This is a genomic window from Hyphobacterium sp. CCMP332, from assembly GCA_014323545.1.
In the GTDB taxonomy this organism is placed as follows: domain Bacteria; phylum Bacteroidota; class Bacteroidia; order Cytophagales; family CCMP332; genus CCMP332.
The window spans coordinates 625,405-642,440 of the sequence record CP058647.1; the positions used below are offsets into that span (position 1 = coordinate 625,405).

The 17,036-nt window shown below is 35.5% G+C and carries 14 protein-coding genes and 1 riboswitch; of the genes, 9 read left to right on the plus strand and 5 right to left on the minus strand.

All coding sequences use genetic code 11. The features are described from left to right. Positions 1–3: 3 nt before the first annotated feature. Positions 4–1,008, minus strand: a complete 1,005-nt coding sequence (locus HZR84_02605; protein ID QNL20877.1) for a homocysteine S-methyltransferase family protein — start codon at positions 1,006–1,008, stop codon at positions 4–6. A gap of 48 nt (positions 1,009–1,056) precedes the next feature. After that, positions 1,057–1,157: riboswitch (SAM riboswitch) on the minus strand. 90 nt (positions 1,158–1,247) lie between these two features. On the opposite strand from HZR84_02605, the gene HZR84_02610 reads away from it, so the two are divergent. Continuing rightward, positions 1,248–2,153, plus strand: a complete 906-nt coding sequence (locus HZR84_02610; protein QNL20878.1) for a phosphatase — start codon at positions 1,248–1,250, stop codon at positions 2,151–2,153. On the opposite strand, the gene ppk1 is transcribed toward HZR84_02610, so the two are convergent. From ppk1 to HZR84_02625, 3 genes are all read right to left on the minus strand, one after another. Then, the gene (gene ppk1 / locus HZR84_02615) at positions 2,137–4,251 is read right to left on the minus strand and encodes a polyphosphate kinase 1 (protein ID QNL20879.1); all 2,115 of its coding nucleotides are present in this window, start codon (positions 4,249–4,251) and stop codon (positions 2,137–2,139) included. The two genes, HZR84_02610 and ppk1, sit on opposite strands and share 17 nt — an antisense overlap. Before the next feature lie 29 nt (positions 4,252–4,280). Continuing rightward, on the minus strand, positions 4,281–6,227 hold the full coding sequence (gene gyrB / locus HZR84_02620; protein QNL20880.1) for a DNA topoisomerase (ATP-hydrolyzing) subunit B: 1,947 nt from the start codon (positions 6,225–6,227) through the stop codon (positions 4,281–4,283). 115 nt (positions 6,228–6,342) lie between these two features. Then, positions 6,343–6,984, minus strand: a complete 642-nt coding sequence (locus HZR84_02625; GenBank protein ID QNL20881.1) for a LysE family transporter — start codon at positions 6,982–6,984, stop codon at positions 6,343–6,345. 100 nt (positions 6,985–7,084) lie between these two features. On the opposite strand from HZR84_02625, the gene HZR84_02630 reads away from it, so the two are divergent. Continuing rightward, positions 7,085–8,083 carry a ketoacyl-ACP synthase III gene (locus HZR84_02630; protein QNL20882.1) on the plus strand — a complete coding sequence of 333 codons (999 nt, stop codon included), beginning with the start codon at positions 7,085–7,087 and terminating at the stop codon, positions 8,081–8,083. On the opposite strand, the gene HZR84_02635 is transcribed toward HZR84_02630, so the two are convergent. After that, positions 8,052–9,425 carry an MATE family efflux transporter gene (locus HZR84_02635; GenBank protein ID QNL20883.1) on the minus strand — a complete coding sequence of 458 codons (1,374 nt, stop codon included), beginning with the start codon at positions 9,423–9,425 and terminating at the stop codon, positions 8,052–8,054. The two genes, HZR84_02630 and HZR84_02635, sit on opposite strands and share 32 nt — an antisense overlap. Before the next feature lie 113 nt (positions 9,426–9,538). Between HZR84_02635 and HZR84_02640 the strand changes: the two genes are divergently transcribed. The 7 genes from HZR84_02640 to HZR84_02670 all read left to right on the plus strand — a co-directional run bounded on the left by HZR84_02640 (position 9,539) and on the right by HZR84_02670 (position 17,033). Then, on the plus strand, positions 9,539–10,129 hold the full coding sequence (locus tag HZR84_02640) for an ATP-dependent Clp protease proteolytic subunit (GenBank protein ID QNL20884.1): 591 nt from the start codon (positions 9,539–9,541) through the stop codon (positions 10,127–10,129). Between the two features lie 12 nt (positions 10,130–10,141). Continuing rightward, complete coding sequence (locus HZR84_02645; protein ID QNL20885.1) at positions 10,142–11,050, plus strand: sulfotransferase; 909 nt, start codon at positions 10,142–10,144, stop codon at positions 11,048–11,050. Continuing rightward, positions 11,047–12,105, plus strand: coding sequence for a hypothetical protein (locus tag HZR84_02650; GenBank protein ID QNL20886.1), 1,059 nt, complete (start codon positions 11,047–11,049; stop codon positions 12,103–12,105). Before HZR84_02645 ends, HZR84_02650 begins: the two co-directional genes overlap by 4 nt. A 4-nt stretch (positions 12,106–12,109) precedes the next feature. Beyond that, a complete protein-coding gene (locus HZR84_02655; protein ID QNL20887.1) occupies positions 12,110–13,270 on the plus strand; it encodes an aminotransferase class I/II-fold pyridoxal phosphate-dependent enzyme in 1,161 nt (386 codons plus the stop codon). Then, positions 13,270–13,860: a NeuD/PglB/VioB family sugar acetyltransferase gene (locus tag HZR84_02660; protein ID QNL20888.1), complete on the plus strand. Its 591-nt coding sequence runs from the start codon at positions 13,270–13,272 to the stop codon at positions 13,858–13,860. Before HZR84_02655 ends, HZR84_02660 begins: the two co-directional genes overlap by 1 nt. A gap of 128 nt (positions 13,861–13,988) precedes the next feature. Then, positions 13,989–15,884 carry an asparagine synthase (glutamine-hydrolyzing) gene (gene asnB, locus HZR84_02665; GenBank protein ID QNL20889.1) on the plus strand — a complete coding sequence of 632 codons (1,896 nt, stop codon included), beginning with the start codon at positions 13,989–13,991 and terminating at the stop codon, positions 15,882–15,884. Next, positions 15,885–17,033: a glycosyltransferase gene (locus tag HZR84_02670; protein QNL20890.1), complete on the plus strand. Its 1,149-nt coding sequence runs from the start codon at positions 15,885–15,887 to the stop codon at positions 17,031–17,033. Positions 17,034–17,036: the final 3 nt, after the last annotated feature.

Below are 17,036 nucleotides of genomic sequence, written 5' to 3' on the forward strand. Positions count from 1 at the left end.
CTCCTATTCTACCATTACAGCCAGATCTCTTGGCTGATATTTACTAACTAATTCTGAAATTGCTTTTATGTGTTCAGGTGTCGTTCCACAGCAACCGCCCACTATATTGACTAAGTTTTCATCTAAAAATTCTTTGATTTGAGCGGCCATGTTTTCGGGACTCTGATCGTATTCACCGAATTCATTTGGCAAGCCGGCATTTGGATGTGCACTTACAAAACATTCCGATTTGTTTGCCATTACCTGTAAATAAGGACGCAATTCTTTTGCCCCTAGTGCACAATTTAATCCAACACTTAATAATGGAACATGTGATACGGATATCAGGAATGCTTCGGTTGTTTGCCCTGATAAGGTTCTTCCACTCGCGTCGGTAATTGTACCTGAAACCATTATTGGAATTTGAATATTTCTTTCTTCCAAAATTTCCTGAATGGCAAAAAGACAAGCCTTCGCATTTAAAGTATCAAATACGGTTTCTACTAATAACAAATCGACTCCGCCATCAAGTAAACCTCTTACCTGCTCAGCATATGTGTCTTTCAGTTCATCAAAGGTAACAGCTCGAAAACCCGGATCATTTACATCAGGCGATAATGAAGCCGTTCTATTGGTTGGGCCTATCGATCCCGCAACAAATCTGGGTTTTTCCGGTTCTTTTGCACTGAATTCGTTCGACACTTCTTTTGCAATTTTTGCAGAAGCCAGATTCATTTTATAAACTTCGGATTCAAGCCCGTAGTCTGCCTGAGCCAGTCTGTTGCTGGTAAATGTATTCGTTTCGGCAATATCGGCACCAGCTTCAAAATATTTTGCGTGGATTTCCTTAATTATTTCCGGCTGTGTTAATGACAATAAATCATTATTGCCCTTTAAGGACATTGAATGATCTTTGTAAATATGACCGCGAAAGTCCTCTTCCTCCAACTTGTATTGTTGTATCATAGTACCCATGGCACCATCTAAAACCAGTATTTTTCTTTTCAGAATATCTCTTATATCTGTCATCTTATCTGTTTAGCTTATTGAGAAAGTGTTTGGGAAGAGTCGCATCTTCACTCATCTTTCCCCATTAAAGGGGGTGGGAAGTAGCACCCGACTAGCTCGGGTTGCTAAGACATCAACGGGCCCATTCCCTCAGTCTTTCTCGATAAGTATTACAAAGAAAAAGATAAATCTTCATTTTTAATAATATATTTCGGTGAATAGTTCAGTTTGTGCATTTTTGGCAAAATCTTGATTAAAATTTGAAATTAGCTGCAATTGACATTGGCTCCAACGCCATTCGCTTTCAAATATCCCGTGTCATAGAAGATGATGGCGAAATGAAAATTAAAAAGTTGGAATACGTGCGTTTTCCGCTTAGGCTCGGACAAGATGTATTCAACCTCAATGAAATCAGTGAAAAGAATCAGGAAAAATTTTTTAAACTGATGAAAGCCTTCAAATTATTGATGGATTTATACGAAGTGGATCATTATATGGCTTGTGCTACCTCTGCGATGCGCGAAGCAAAAAATGGTGTTGAAATTGCTCGTCAAATTGAACGAAAACTCGATTTTGACATCAATATTATCAATGGTGATGAAGAAGCATGGCTGATCAACAAAGTTATTCTCAACAGCTTAAATGAAGAACATACAGTACACATTGATGTGGGTGGTGGCAGTACAGAGATTAATGTTTACAATGGGCGAAAAAAGGTCAATTCGGAATCTTTTAAAATAGGGTCTGTTAGAAATCTTCAGGGCAAGGATACACCTGAAATTTGGGAAATAATGGAAAAATGGGTCAAAAAAAATATTATGGGCCTTGATAACTTAGTTGCCATAGGAACCGGTGGAAATATCAATAAAATCTATGAATTGGGGAATACAAAAAGAGACAACTCTATAACTATTAAAAATTTTCAAAAAACACTCAATGAGATTGAGAAGATGTCAATGGAATATCGAATGAATCATTTAATGCTCAACCCTGATCGGGCGGATGTGATTGTACCGGCATCAAAGATTTATTTATCGATAATGAAATGGGCTAATGCCAAAAAAATTGTAGTTCCACAAGTTGGTTTAAAAGATGGAATGATGGCACTGTTGATTGACAAACATTATAAAGCCTGGCGAAAATCCAGAATTAATCAAATAGTCTAACTGAGTCAATGATGTTTCGGGTTACATCAAAAAATTCTTTGTGAATATCAAAAGATAGGCCTTCAAAAGTTTCAAGTTTTTCATAACTGCCATCTTCCAGCATTTCATAGGAATTGACGTTATCATTCAAATTATAAACCAATATATTTATAGCCTCTTTTTTGGCTTTGCGATCGTTAATCATGAATAGAGATTCTATTCTTCGGTCAAAACTTCTTACCATAATATCAGCACTTCCACCATAAATTATTGGGTCGCCTTCATTATGAAAATAAAATATCCTCGAATGCTCAAGAAAATCACCTACAATCGATCGCACGGTAATATTTTCACTTAGGCCCTTTCTTCTAGGTCTTAAACAACATATTCCTCTAACAATCAAATGAATATTGACACCGGCCTGACTGGCTTCATAAAGTTCGTCAATTGTTCTACGATCCTCTAATGAATTTATTTTAATACAAATTCCTGATGGTTTCCCTTCTAAAGCATTCTCTTTCTCCTTATTAATAAGATCGATCAATGAATTTCTAAGATCTTTTGGAGCAGTTAAAAGCGATTTATAAATACTAGGTGCAGAATGGCCCGTAATTACATTGAAGAATTCAGAAACATCATTAGCATATAATTCATTGGTTGTCAATAGACCCAAATCCGTATACAGCTTGGAAGTACTTTCATTATAATTGCCTGTACCCAAATGCACATATCTAATGACTTTATCTTCAGTTTTTCTAACTATGAGAAGCAATTTTGTATGCGTTTTTAATGCAGACATTCCGTAAATCACAAAAACACCGGCCTTTTGTAGTTTAGCGGCTTCTCTTAAATTATTTTCCTCATCAAAACGGGCTTTTACCTCAAAGAGAACAGAAACGTGGATTCCATTTTCCGCGGCTTTTAACAATGCACTCGTCACTCTGCTCCCCTTTGCCAATCGATAAATTGTAATTTTTATGGCAAGAACATTAGGGTCGTCTGCTGCCGTTTCAAGGAGGTCAATAACCGGATGTATACTGTTATACGGATGATGAAGAAGTATATCATTTGCTTCGAGATATTCCATAATATCCGTATCCTCTTCTTTTTCTACATGCCTGTAAGAGAGAGGTAGAACAGGCGATGGCAGTGTGGGTATTTTGTCCTTAAATTCATTATGATTTATAATCTGCCAAAGACTTGTAAAATCCAAAATTCTGTCAAACTCGAAAATTGCATCCTCCTCCAGCTCCCATCTTTCCTTAAGGATTCGTTTTAGTGATTCCAATGAACCCGATTCAATTTCAAGCCGAACCACCCTTCCTGTTTTTCTTTTTTTGAGTTTATGTTTTAACTCATCAATAAAATCCATTTCAAGATCATCACTTTCTTCGAGTGTAAAATCTCCATTTCTGGTGATCCTGATCAATTTCACATTTTCAATAAAGATATTGCGATACAATTTGTCTATTTCGGAACGAATAATTTCCTGAATAGGCACAAATACAATTTTGTTCCCCCTGTTGATTTGATAATACTTAGGTAAGTTTTGAGGAATCTGAACAAAAGAGAGCTTTTTTCTTTCCCTACTTCTTCGACTGGGTTTAGTAACCACCGCAAAAACAGGAATAGCATTCATTAAAACCGGGAATGTATGATAATTATCATACACCATCGGTGTTAGCATCGGAAATATTGTACCTCTGAAATACTCTTTGATTTCATCAATTTCCTCAGGCTTCAAAGAATTTACATCTGATATTTCAAATCCATTCTTATCAAAAAGAGGAACAAGTTGTTTGTAATAGCAATCGTATTGCCGGGCTACAAATTCCTGAGCCCTTGCCATAAGCATTTGTTTAAAAGGCCCCTCTCTTAAACCGGAATAATCAATTCTCTTTTTGCCGTAATCAATATAATTGTACAAACTGCCCACCCGAATCATAAAAAACTCATCCAGATTGGATTCGGTTATGGCTAAAAATTTCATCCTTTCAAAGAGAGTTCGATTGGCATCCAGTGCCTGATCTAATACCCGATGATTGAATTTTAACCAACTCAGGTCTCTAGAGATATATTTACTCGAATCTATCTTATTGACGACCTTCGCTTCCGGCATAAAGTATTTGTTGTTTTCTTCTTTGAAATTTATACGTCTAGTTTGGCGTATTTGGCATTCTTCTCAATAAATTCTCTTCTTGGAGCTACCTCATCTCCCATCAGCATAGAAAATAAGTGATCTGCTTCAGCAGCACTCTCAATGGTCACCTGTTTAAGGTTTCTGAACTCAGGATCCATGGTGGTAGTCCATAATTGTTCTGGATTCATTTCCCCGAGACCTTTATATCTTTGAATGCCTACTGCATCCTCTTTTCCATCTGCCAATTCCTTTATGATTTCTGCTCTGTCTTTTTCCGACCAGGCATATCGCTGTTCCTTTCCTTTCTTCAACAAATAAAGCGGAGGTTGAGCTATATATACATATCCTTTTTCAACCAAATCGTTCATGTATCTGAAAAAGAAGGTTAAGATCAAAGTTCTGATGTGGCTACCGTCCACATCGGCATCGGTCATAATTATCACTTTATGATATCTCAATTTTGTGAGGTTCAAAGCTTTTTCATCTTCTTCCGTTCCAAAACTGACACCCAATGCGGTAATCATATTTTTTATTTCCTCATTGTCATAAATCTTATGCTCCTGAGCCTTTTCTACATTTAATATTTTTCCTCTTAAAGGTAATATAGCCTGAAACTTTCTTTCTCTCCCCTGTTTGGCTGATCCACCGGCAGAGTCTCCCTCCACAAGGTACAATTCGCATTTTGAAGGATCTTTTTCAGAGCAATCAGCTAATTTTCCCGGTAAGCCACTGCCTCCCATTACATTTTTACGCTGAACCATTTCACGAGCTTTTCTGGCAGCGTGCCTGGCTTGTGCGGCTAAAATCACTTTTTGAACAATGATTCTCGCCTCTTTAGGATGTTCTTCCAGGTATTCATATAATGCTGTCCCAAGGCATCCTTCAACGGCACCACTGACTTCTGAATTTCCAAGTTTGGTTTTTGTTTGACCTTCAAATTGAGGTTCCTGTACTTTTACAGAAATTACAGCAGTAAGCCCTTCTCTAAAATCGTCACCACTTATGTCGATTTTTACTTTATCAAGGAGACCTGATTTATCTGCCCAGTTTTTTAAAGTTCGAGTCAATGCCCTTCTAAATCCGGTTACGTGAGTTCCGCCTTCAATGGTATTGATATTATTTACATAGGAAAACACATGTTCGTTAAATGAAGTATTGTACTGCAATGCCACTTCAACAGGAACACCGTCTTTTTCACTCTCTACATAAATTGGGTCTTGAATTAGTCTTTCTCTTGTGCTGTCTAAATATTGAACAAATTCAACAAGCCCACCCTCAGAAAAAAAGTAATCCTTTAGATTATCTCCATTTTCATCCTGCTCTCTTTCATCTTCGAGATGGATTTTGATTCCCTTATTCAGATATGCCAATTCGCGTAATCTGGCTGAAACTGTACCGAAATTATATTCTGAGACAATAAAAATAGAATCATCCGGGGTGAATGTAATTATTGTTCCATTTATATCTGTTTTGCCTACTTCATCTACTTTACTTTGAGGCACACCTTTAGCATAAGTTTGCTGATAGACTTTACCATCTCTATGAATAACCGCTTTGAGGCTTTTTGACAATGCATTTACACAAGATACACCTACACCGTGTAATCCACCGGATACTTTGTAGGAATCCTTATCAAATTTTCCTCCTGCATGGAGGACTGTCATAACTACCTCTAAAGCCGACTTTTTTTCTTTCTCGTGATAATCTATTGGAATACCTCTTCCGTTATCCTGAACCGAAATCGAATTGTCCTTATGAATGGTAACTGATATCTCATCACAATAGCCACCCATGGCCTCATCGATCGAATTGTCAACAACTTCCCAGATAAGATGGTGAAGACCTTTTACACCTACGTCACCGATATACATCGCCGGTCTTTTACGTACTGCTTCAAGTCCCTCAAGCACCTGAATATTACCGGCCGAGTAGTCTTTTTTATTTTCTTTGCTCAAATTGAAATGGATTTATTTTTTAAGGCTGCTAAAATACAATTTTAAACCGAAAATCCGGCATTTAAATGTGCCGTAAATTTCTGCGAAACTCTGCTTTTTAAGCCTAAAAATCAAGTTAAAAAATACCTTTCCAATCCAATAGTAAGCTGAAGAAAAAAAGGATCATTCTGGCACCGAGAATTATAAACAGAATGGCAAGAATTCTATTAACAATAATTAATATTTTATCCTTAATCAACAATCTTATTTTATTGGCAAAATAGCCTTTGAGTAAATCGGTAATAAGGATAGTTGCAAGCAATCCCGAAAAGAAAAATCTGAATTCCAAAGGGGAATAGGTCTGTCGAACTCCAACGGCGCCAATAACCCCGATCCAAATCATTAGGGTAAAAGGATTAACCCCATTAATTAACATTCCTTTGAAAAAATACCACAATATACGATGTCCTTTTTCAAATGAGATTTCATCTTTAATTTTAACTTTTTTATTAAAGCTTGTAATCCCTAAGCCTATTAACACCATTCCAGAAACAAGACTAAATGTCTGCTGAAATAAATTTGATTCCATTGCTCCTGAGAATCCAAAATATATCAGTGTTACAATTATCAAGTCACTTAATATGATGCCAAAGGCAAAAAATACTGCCGGCACAAAGCCACCTTCTAGGCTTACCTTTATCAAATAGAAAAAAGCAGGACCTACGAACAGGGCCAGAATTAAGCCCACAAAAAATCCATCCAGAATTATTTCAAACACAATTCAATTTTAAGAAAATTGATTTTAAGCGAGCCTTTAGCACAAAATAATATTCAATAATGATCAAATTTTGTAATATTGTTTAAAGACCTAAATCAATATGAGAAATTCCAAAATCGCCGGAATGGGCTTTTATGTGCCTGAAAAAGTTGTTAAAAACAGCGATCTTCAAAAATTTATGGATACCAATGATGAATGGATCCAGGAACGGACCGGTATTAAAGAAAGAAGATTTTACGATAAGAAGAAAGATACCGTTGCCAATATGGGCGTAAAAGCTGCAAAAATTGCCTTAGAACGGGCAAATATTAAAGCCGATGATCTTGATTTTATCATTTTCGCAACCCTTAGTCCCGATTATTTTTTCCCGGGTTCAGGTGTATTGGTTCAAAAAGAACTAGGAGTAAAAGAGATCGGTGCTCTTGATGTTCGAAATCAATGTTCGGGTTTTATTTATGCTCTATCCATTGCAGACAATTTTATTAAAACCGGTATGTATGACAATGTACTGGTAATAGGATCTGAAATTCATTCTTCGGGTCTCGACATGAGCACAAGAGGAAGAAATGTATCGGTTATATTTGGTGATGGTGCCGGTGCATGTGTGCTCAAACCTGAAAAAGATAGTAACAAAGGTATTTTAACAACGAATTTACACTCTCAAGGTGAATTTGCCGAAGAACTTGCAGTAATACATCCGGGCTCAAGTGGTGATGAAAGACTTACAAAAGAAATGATCGATGATGCTAGAATCTATCCCTACATGAATGGCAATTTTGTCTTTAAGCATGCGGTTACAAGAATGCCTGAAGCTATTATGGAAGCATTGAATAAAACCGGTAAAAAAATTGAAGATGTAGATTTGGTCATTCCACATCAGGCCAATGCAAGAATTACGGAATTTGTAGCTCGAACCTTTAAACTGCCTCCTGAAAAAGTTGTAAGTAATATTCACAAATATGGAAATACAACTGCTGCATCCATTCCCATAGCCATGTGCGAAGCCTGGGAAGAAGGCCGATTCAAAGAAGGTGATTTGGTATGCCTTACAGCATTTGGTAGCGGCTTTACCTGGGCATCAGCGCTTGTTCAATTTTAATCAATCGTTTTGGTTTTGTTTTACGGAAAAAACGATAGCCCAATAATATGGCTGCCGAGCCCAAACCAATAATAAACCCATACCAAACGCCCTGAACACCCATATTGAGCCAAAAAGCAAAAATATATGAACAGGGAAGCCCTAAACCCCAATAGGAAAATACAGCTATCAAAGTGGGCCATTTTACATCGGAAAGGCCTCTTAGTGCTCCCATTGCAGCAACTTGTAATCCATCAAAGATCTGGAATGCGGCAGAAATAATTATTAAACTCGATGCCATTTTTATAACGGAAATTTCTTCAACATATAAGGTTGGCAACCAGGTATTTAAAATAATAAATATCAATCCTGCAATGGCCATAAAAATTGCGGACATCTCCATGCCAATTTTGCCAACCGTTCTTACCATATCAAACTTCATAGCTCCGAGTTGATTTCCAACACGTATGGTTGAAGCAGCGCCCAAACCCGCTGCCATGACATAAGTTGCTGAGGCAATGCTTATTGCTATTTGATGGGAAGCTAATTCTCTGTAGCCAATCCAACCAACCATAATTGCTGATATAGAAAAAGCACCGGCTTCGAAAACCATTTGCATTCCACTAGGGCCACCTATATTTAGGATGTCGCGAATATTTGAAAGTCCAAGAGCCGAGCTTGAAACAACTTTTATCTTAAAATCTTTAAAGTCTCTTAAATATAATACTGCAAACATCATTCCCAGAGCCATTAATATTCTTGATATTAAAGTAGCATATCCCGCGCCCATTAATCCATATGCAGGAAAGCCAAGTTTGCCAAAAATGAGAATGTAATTGAGAATAATATTGAATGCATTGCCTAAGATACTAATGTACATGGCGGTTTTAGTAATGGAAACCCCATCTGCAAATTGTTTATAGTTTTGAAAAACCATAAAGGGGATCATTGAAATTGCAATGACCTTTAAATAAGGAATTGCCAGTTCGACAATAAGAGTTTCCTGATCCAGGTATTGAAATATCCAGGTGCTGTAAAACATCAGCAAAAAAATCATCACTCCAATTCCTGTATTTACTAAAAGTCCGCTTTGTTGGAAGGTATTGATTCTGGAAATATTATTTTGTCCATGAGCATTTGCCACAAGCGGTGTCAGGCCAAATGACATACCTAATCCAAATACCATTGGCATAACCATAACAGTATTTGCAAGTGAAGAAGCAGCCAGTTTATCTGCTCCAATCTGACCTACCATTATATTATCTATCAGACCTGTCATGATATGACTCAAATAAGCCAGAGATACCGGATAAGCTAATAAAAATGTTTTTCGATATTCTGAAAGTCTAGATTGAAGCTCCATATTGGGGGCGCAAATTTACTCAGATTTTCAAATGATTTTTATATACTATATAAATGTGTCATTTTGTAATACCAACGGAAGATTTTAGATTTGACCGCCTTAAAAAACAAACAATGAATTCATCAGAAAAAAAAGACACAAAAGAAGAAGTAAAAGAGAAAAGCCTGCGTCAACAAATTGAGAAAACATTTCTCGATCAAAGGAAGGTCTTTCTTTGGGGAGCCGTAGATGATGAGTCTGCTGAAAAAATAGTTAATCAATTACTTTTTCTCGAAGCAAAAGAGCCAGGGAAAGTGATCAATTTTTATATTAACAGTCCCGGAGGAATAGTGACAAGCGGAATGGTAATAATGGATACCATGAAAATGATCAGCTCTCCGGTGCATACCATTTGCATGGGTATGGCGGCATCCATGGGTTCATTATTGTTATCTCAGGGAGAAAAAGGAAAGCGTACCATTTTCCCAAGTGGCAGGGTGATGATACATCAGCCGAGTATAGGAGGAATGCAAGGACGAGCATCAGACATTGAAATTACTGCTATTCAAATTCAAAAAACCAAGGAACTATCAGCAAAAATATTAGCAGATAATTGTGGCCAAAAATTTGAAAAAGTAATGGAAGATTTTGACCGCGACTATTGGATGGATGCTAAAGAAGCCATTGAATATGGTATTGTAGATAAGGTTGAAAAATCTTTCTAATCAATTCATGCTTTGAAATATATTTTTATAGTTGGAGTGGGCAGGTCAGGGACAACGCTTTTGCAAAGCATTCTGAATGCACACTCTGACATTGCTTTTACACCGGAAAGCCACTTCTTATATCACTATTTAAGTCCAAAATCAAATAAAAGGATTCCTAAAGACAAAGAAGAGTTAATCAATATCCTCGAAAAGGATGAGCATCTTAAAAGACTTCAACTTAACCTCAGCAATTTAACTCATGATTTAGAGTTGAATTCAAACATCTGGATCTATTTATTTAGGAGAATTCTCAATGCCTATGCCAAAAAAGAAAATGTCAATACCATTGGCGATAAGGATCCGATGAATTCCGGATTACTAAAAGTTATTAAAAAATATTTTCCTGAAGCATTGGTCATTCATATCATACGCGATCCCAGAGATGTTCTATTGTCAAGATTGAAATCTGACTGGGGAGCAAAATACCCATTGTTAGCACATTTGGGAGATCATAAAGTTAGTCTCGAAAAAGCCATGACTGAAGGTCCCGAACTTTTTCAAGAAAATTATTTTGAAACACGCTATGAAGACCTTATTGCTGATACTGAAAATGAAGTGAAAAAAATCTGCGGGTTTTTATCGGTTGATTTTGAATCTCAAATGCTCAACTTTTCAAAAAGTTCGGAAAAACTTGTGAGTAAAGAAGAGCGCCAATGGAAAGGAAATATTTTTGGTCAGATTATGACGAAAAATCAAGGTAAATGGAAAAAAGGCTTGAGCAATTTCCAAAAACAAATAAGTTCCTTAATTATAGGCAACCTGATTGTCAAATTGGGTTATGAAAAACCTGTTAAATACCCTCTTTACATGATAATCTTTAAATTAATCTTTATTCCTATAGAAATTTATTTTAAACGTAAATACAAATTGCAGGATTGAGTGTGCACAAATTGATATTGACCTCAGATTATGAAATTTATGGCAATGGCAGCGGTGATGTTAATAATTGTCTGATAAAACCCACTGAGGAATTATTAAGCATTTGTGATACTCGCAATATACGCATGTGCTTTTTTGTTGATGTTTGTGAAATCTGGGCATTTGAATTGCTTGAAAAGCAAAATCCTAATTTCAATCACGCTTCTTCAATCAAAAATCAACTTATAAAAATTATTCAGTCAGGACATGACATTCAGTTGCATTTGCACCCTCAATGGATTGGTGCAAAATATGTTGAACAAAAATGGATCCTGAAATATCAATACTGGCGATTGTCAGAAACTTCTGCACTTGATTTTGGTGAATTTGGCAAAGGTATTTTCGGTCTCCTAAATAAAGGAAAGACCTGGTTGGAAAATTTAATTATACCTATTGATTCAAAATATCAGTGTAAGTCATTTCGTGCAGGGGCATGGTGCATACAGCCTGAAGAAGATATTATTGAATCTCTTAAACGACTGGAATTCAAAAAAGAAAGCAGTGTGGCGAAGGGATTAAAATTTGAGGGTAGCTTAACCTTTTATGATTTTTCTTCATTGAAAGATTACCCAAACCAATGGCCCCTTGGATTAAATTTAATGGCAATTGACAGTCAAAGCGGATTATTGGAGATTCCCATCGCTTCAGCTAAAGCAGGGCTCTTGGATCAGTTGAAGTTTGCTTACTTAAAACGAAAAAGAAAACACCCGGTTTACCCGAACAAAAGTGGTGTAAGATTTTATCAAAAGGAAAGTTCAAGTCTATTAGAAAAAGTGAAAAGACACCTATTCCCCGGATATAGAATGTTAGATTTTGCCTCAGGAAGTACTTTTGAAGAACTGAAATTTATCACAGAATATCATATAAAAAAGCAAAGTGAAAACTCAAATATCATTGCAATTAGTCATCCGAAAAACTTTGGGGTAAAAATCGAGTTTGAAAATTATCTAAATTGGTGTGATAAGAATGACAATATCACATTTGAATACAAAAACGAACCATATTTCTGGAGATAATCATATGTCTGAAACGCAGAATTATGATTTTAAGAGTGGATTAGTAAAGTATATTACCTCTTTATACCCTAAAAAAAATGATATCTCACTGAGTGAACCTCTTATTTCAAAAGAAGACCAAAAAAAGGTATTGCGGGTTCTGGAAGATAATATGATTTCTAGTTTCGGCCCGGAAGTTTCTAAGTTTGAGGAATTACTTACAGATTATTGTGGCACACAAAATGTGATTGCGATTATTAATGGCACCGCTGCTTTACATCTTGCTCTCAAAGCTTTAGGAATAGGTGAAAACGATGAAGTAATTACTCAGTCTTATTCCTACATCGCTGTTCCTAATGCCATTAATTATGCAGGTGCTGAACCGGTATTCATCGATAATGACCTTTCGACGCTTGGAATCAATCCTGAAAATTTAGAAAAGATCATCCAAGAACAGTATGGGTTGGATAAAAATCATTTAATAAATAAAAAAACAGGTAAAAAATTAAAAGCGGTAATTGCTGTTTATGCTTTTGGCCAGGCATATGATGTGTATGCTGTTAAATCCGTCTGTGATAAATACAAAATCAACTTAATTGAAGATGCCGCTGAAGCACTGGGCACTTATATTAATGGAAAGCATGCCGGGAGCTTTGGAAAATTAGGGGTTTTAAGTTTCAATGGAAATAAAATCTGTTCAAGTGGTTCAGGAGGTGCAATAATTTGCAATGATAATGATCTAAGTCAAAAAATTAAGCACTTGAGCACAACCGCCAAAACAGTGAGCAAAATGGGAATTGATTTTGATCAGTTGGGATATAATTATAGAATGGCCAATATCAATGCCGCATTGGGTTTATCACAGCTCAATGACATCGATAAAAAACTTAAGGCCAAAACGATGCTAAGAAGAGCCTATAAAAGGTTTTTAGATAATTATGATTATAAATTAATTGGGAATGAAAATACCAATAATTGGCTCAACAGTATCCTTTTAAATTCAAAAGAGGAAAAAAAAGAACTTATAAATTTGGCCAGGAAATTTAATATTCAAATGGAATCTTCATGGGTTTATCTCCCGGAAACCAGATTGTATAAGAATGCTCAAGTCTATAATGCAGCAAATGCAAAAGATATTTCAGATCGTATCGTTCAATTACCTGGCAGCCTTGATTTTGAATTTTGATGGATAAAAATTTTGTGATTTTTGGTTGTTCCGGGCATGCAAGAGTTGTACTTGAAAATATTATAAGCAATGGAGATGGCCATTTTTTAGGTTGGATTGACAATACTGTGAAAAAAGGAACAAAAGTCTTTGGTTTTCCTGTAATCGGAAATGATGAGGATTTAAAAAACCTGTATTCAACAGAAAAATTTTCTGGTATTGTCGGGATTGGAAATATCCTATCTCGGCAAAAGGTGGTAAGATATATTATAAAACAAATTCCCGAATTTGAGTTTATAAATTCAATACATTCGAGTGCCATCATCTCCCCAAGCGCCAATTTAGGTGACGGTATCGCTATTATGCCGGGAGCAATAATTAATTCGGAATCAAAAATTGGAAATCACAGCATAATCAATACCGGTGCTCAAATAGATCACAATTGTGAAGTTTCTGAGTATGTGAATATTTCACCGGCAGTTATAATTGGTGGTAATGTTAGAGTATCATCTAACTGTATTTTAGGTATGGGGGCTATAGTAATCAATAATTCAATAATACCGGAAAACACTAAAGTCAAGGCGGGTTCAATTTTCCATAATTCAAATTAAAAGCTGATTATAGACATTTTTGATTTAAGCTGATCGCTAAATAAGAAGGAAAATAATTCATAGGTTTGAATCTCAAAGCATTTTTTACATCATAGTAATCTTAATTCAATCAGAGAAGTTAAAAATTAATGTGCGGAATTGTAGGAATTTACCATTCGGATTCTAAAAGGATCGAAGAGTCGTTAATAAATAACATGACACAGAGCTTGTCGCATAGAGGGCCTGATGGGGATGGTATATTCATCGATGGTCCTTTGGCTCTAGGACATCGAAGACTCTCTATTATTGACCTAAATCCAAGGTCAAATCAACCCATGATTTCTAGAAATAAAAATTGGGTTCTAATTTTTAATGGTTGCATTTACAACTTTAAAAAGTTAAAACAAGAATTAATTAAAAAAGGCGTAGTATTTAGTACAGAGAGTGATACAGAAGTAATACTTGAAGGAATTGCCTTTGAAGGACTTGGGTTTGTAAAAAAATTGGATGGGATGTTCGCTTTCGCCATCTGGGAAAAAAAGTCGCGAACCCTGCATTTATGTAGAGATCGATATGGGGTTAAGCCACTTTATTATTGGAAAGGAAATGGAATTTTTGCTTTCTCTTCAGAAATCAAAGCATTTATGAAACATCCTGCGTTTAAGGTAGATGTAAATTATGAAGCGCTTAACGAATACTTTACTTTTCAAAATCTTTTCCAATATCACACCTTATTTAAAGATGTTTTTCTCATTCCGCCAGCCAATTTAATTAGCATTAAAAACCCGAGTCAATCCGTAACTCATAATCCATGGTGGGATTATAATTTCACTGAACCGGATTACAAAATGAGTTTTGAGGATTCAGTAGAGACAACAAAAGAGCTCATTGAAAAGGCCGTTAATAAACAGCTTGTTTCTGACGTGCCACTTGGGTCCTATCTTTCCGGAGGAATGGATTCCGGTGCAATCACAGCTATCGCAAGCCAAAATATTAAAAGAATTCCAACTTTTACTGCAGGTTTTGACATGAACGAAGTAACTGGCGTCGAAACAAATTATGATGAAAGAAGAGATGCCGAACTGACTGCAAACTATTATAAGACAGAGCATTATGAACAAGTAATAAATGCCGGAGATCTGGATTGGTCTTTGCCAAAAGTAATATGGCATTTGGAAGACTTAAAGGTGGGAATGAGCTATCCTAATTTTTATATATCAAGACTTGCTTCAAAATTTGTAAAAGTTTGTCTTCAGGGAACCGGAGGTGATGAACTCTTTGGAGGATACCCCTGGAGATATTATCGGGTTTTTCATTCACTTGACCAAAAACAATTTTTTGGAGAATATTTTGACTTTTGGCAAAGACTCGTAAAAGACGAAGACAAAAAGGCACTTTTCAATCAAAATGTGTTTTCGAGGATCAATATAAATAGGCCTAGAGAAGTATTTGAAAGGGTATTCACTTTTAACGAAAATTTAAAATATGAAAACCCTGAGCATCATATAGAGAATAGTTTATATTTTGAAATTAAAACTTTTCTTCCGGGACTATTAATCATGGGCGATAAATTATCCATGGCACATGGCTTGGAAGAGCGGTTTCCATTTCTCGACAATGATCTGGTAGATTTTGCACAGAAAATACCTGTTAAATATAAACTGGCTAACCTTGAGGACATGAAAAAATTTGATGAGAACCAGGTAAATAAAATAAACAGATACTATCGAGAATACGATGATGGCAAAAACGTATTGAGAAAAGCTATGCGTGATATTCTGCCTGATAAAATTGTAAATCGTAAGAAACAAGGATTTTCAGCACCTGATGAAAGTTGGTATAGAGGTGAAAATGCGGATTATGTAAAAAATCTTTTGCTGAATAGTAAAACCATAAGTTCGGAATTTATCAATCCGGATTTTATAAGAAAAACATTGCATGAACACATAGATCAAAAAATAAATCATCGTTTATTAATTTGGTCATTGATGAGTTTTGAATGGTGGTGCAGACTGTTTTTAGACAATCAAAAAATACCTGATTAGGTGGATTCTGAAAACAAATTCAATATTCTTCACGGTCCTTATAATTTTTCCGGAATTGCTGGATTTCTATCAAAAGCTCAGAGAGATAGAGGTTTAAATTCCAGGTGTATTGTATATCATTCACGGAAAATATACCCTAATGAGGAAGAAAATTTAGAACTAGATAAAAAGAATATCATTCTGAGATTTGTCCTCAGCCTTAAATTTTTTACTGAGGCTTTATGGAGGTTTAATATTTTTCATTTTTACGCCGGTAAATCATTTTTCTTTTTAAATGCTGACCTTCCGATACTAAAACTCTTTGGGAAGAAAATCATAATGACCTATACCGGTAGCGATATTCGTCTTATTGAACTAGTTGAAAAAAAATACAATCCTTATTATCACTTATTTCAATTTGACTTTTCCGGTCATAAAAAAAGAAAACGATTTCAAATAGATTTGATCGACCGTCTTAAGGATTTATTTGTTTTTTCATATAATCATCCAAAATACGATAGACGGAAAGTGATAATGATGAAGTACCACAATCTGTGGGTTGATAAATTTGTCGCAATTAAAGGAAATTATTCGAATGCTTTATACGCTATACCCCAAGAGAAAATTATTAAAAATCTATATATTAATCACATCGCACTAACAGAATCACAAGCTGTTGGTGAAAATGAAATAAAAACAAAAAATCCACCTGTTATTGTTCATGCTCCAAACCACCCTCTTGCTAAAGGCACAAATTTTTTTGAAGATGCCCTTGATGATCTGAAAAAAGAAGGTTTACAATTTGAGTATTTAAGAATTTCAGGAATTCCAAATAATGAAGTTCAGGAAATATACAGAAACAAGGCCGATATAATGGTGGACCAGTTTATCGCAGGTGATTTTGGCACATTTTCACTTGAAGGAATGAAATATGGAAAGGCAGTTATGTGTTACTTGAGAGATGATTTAATTGAAAATCATTTCCCGGATATTCCAATCTACAATACCAATATAGACAACATAAAGGAGAATCTTAAAGAACTTATTTTAAATGAAGAATTGAGATTGACCTTAGGAAAACAAGGACCTAATTTCGTAAACAAGTATGTCAGTATTGAAGAAATTCACACAAATTTGGTCAAGATTTATAAGGATTTCAATATAAAATGAAAC